The sequence below is a fragment of the Marinifilum sp. N1E240 genome (genome assembly GCF_009295825.1).
Taxonomy (GTDB): Bacteria; Bacteroidota; Bacteroidia; order Bacteroidales; family Marinifilaceae; genus Marinifilum_A; species Marinifilum_A sediminis.
On record NZ_WHKF01000029.1, the window covers coordinates 1 to 1,764 of the forward strand.

The following is a 1,764-nucleotide window of genomic DNA, read 5'->3' on the forward strand; positions in this document are numbered from 1 at the left end:
CATGAAATTTAGCTTTTGTGCCTGTTGCACAACTCTTGATAACTTGTTCATAAATCTAACAATAATATCTTTACTTATCAATGGTAATGGCTTAACTTGTAAATAAAAATGCAAGGAAATAAGTTTTATCAAGAGAAATTATTTTCTAGCTTTCAGCTCTCACAGAGAGTGCCTGAGAATAATTTCTATCGAAGATTACGAGCTATTTTAGATTTATCCTTTTTGTACAAGCAAACAAAACCATTTTATGGCAGTTGCGGACAAAAAAGCATAGATTCCCAGGTTTTCTACAAGTTGTGTTTGGTGGGTTATTTAGAGAATATCATCAGCGATAGAAAACTAATTGAACACTGCTCCATGCGATTGGATATCCTGTTCTTTTTAGGTTACGATATTGACGAGCAATTGCCCTGGCACAGTACAATTAGCCGCACTCGCCAGTTGTTACCCGAGAAGATATTCGAACAAGTTTTTACTCATATCCTAAGCATGTGCGTAGAAAAAGGTATGGTATCGGGACATACTCAGGCTATGGATTCTGCACCCATTAAAGCCAATGCAAGCATGGATAGTCTGGAATTAAAAGTTCCCAAGCAGGAGCTTGAGGCTTACCTTCAAAAGGCTCGCTATCAAAGTCGTCCAGACAGAAAACCCAAGAAGAATAAAGCTTCCAAACAACAACAAATTATAACCGCCGAAAAACGAGAGCTACAAGAGATCAAAAGTCGCAACCGAAACTGGCAGAAGAATCAGGATCAACGTCCTGGATCAGGCAACAAAGGAGCCAAGTATACCAGTAATAAAACCCACTACAGTCCAACCGATCCCGACGCCCGAATAAGTGTAAAACCTGGAAAAGCCAGAAAGCTGAACTATCTAAGCAATATAAGTGTTGACTCATCCAATCATGTGATTACCGATGTAAAGGCTTACCATGCCGATAAAAAAGACAATCAATACCTACAGGATGCCACAAAACGATTGAAGGGACGATTGAAAAAGCAAGGCTTGCTGTTTACAAGCCTGCTTGCCGATGCTGGATACAGCAGCGGAGAAAACTATGCATTTCTTGAAAAAGAAAACATCCTAAGTTACATTCCACCTCACGGAACTTACAAAGGCGGTCCGGAAGGTTTTACTTTTAATGAGCAGGAAAACTACTGGCTATGTCCTGAGGGTAAAAAAGTCACCTTTCGCAAGCGAAAAATGGTGAAGAATTCCCTTCAGAATCATTACCTAACCAAGAGGGGAGACTGTAAAAACTGTCCGATAAAACAAAAGTGCATTGGCAAAGGCTTTGAAAAGAAAATTGCTGTTACCGTCTACAAAGAACACTACGAGCGCAATAACAAAAGAGTTCGCAGCAAATATGGAAGGAGAATGAAAGGCAAGCGGCAATCGACTGTCGAACCGGTGTTCGGCACCTTAACCCAGTTCATGGGACTTCGGAAAATAAACACCATTGGCATTATTCAGGCAAACAAAGTAATGCATCTATCTGCTACTGCCTACAATCTTAAAAAACTATTGAAATTTGTGAGTAAAAACACGAAAACAATGGCTAATCAGGCAATTGTTTGCTTTTTACTTATCAGGAGCCTATTGGGCATGTATAGATCCATTTTAAGACCTCAATAATTTTACTTTTTCACTAACTAAAAGCAAAAAACAAAGCCTTAAAAGCTTGCCTATTGACAAACTTTTAAGGCTTTTATATTCTATTCATCTAATTTTATGTGGATGCGCAACGGTTACTTTTGTTGT

Annotated in this window: 1 protein-coding gene; it reads left to right on the top strand. The window is 38.9% G+C overall.

What is annotated here, in order from left to right; translation table 11 throughout:
- Positions 1 to 108 precede the first annotated feature (108 nt).
- Positions 109 to 1,638, top strand: coding sequence for an IS1182 family transposase (locus GCQ56_RS20115; protein ID WP_227006131.1), 1,530 nt, complete (start codon positions 109 to 111; stop codon positions 1,636 to 1,638).
- The last annotated feature ends 126 nt before the right edge of the window (positions 1,639 to 1,764 follow it).

Coding starts and splice junctions, on each gene's coding strand:
- GCQ56_RS20115 (WP_227006131.1), top strand. CDS start 109: ATGCAAGGAAATAAGTTTTATCAAGAGAAATTATTTTCTAGCTTTCAG.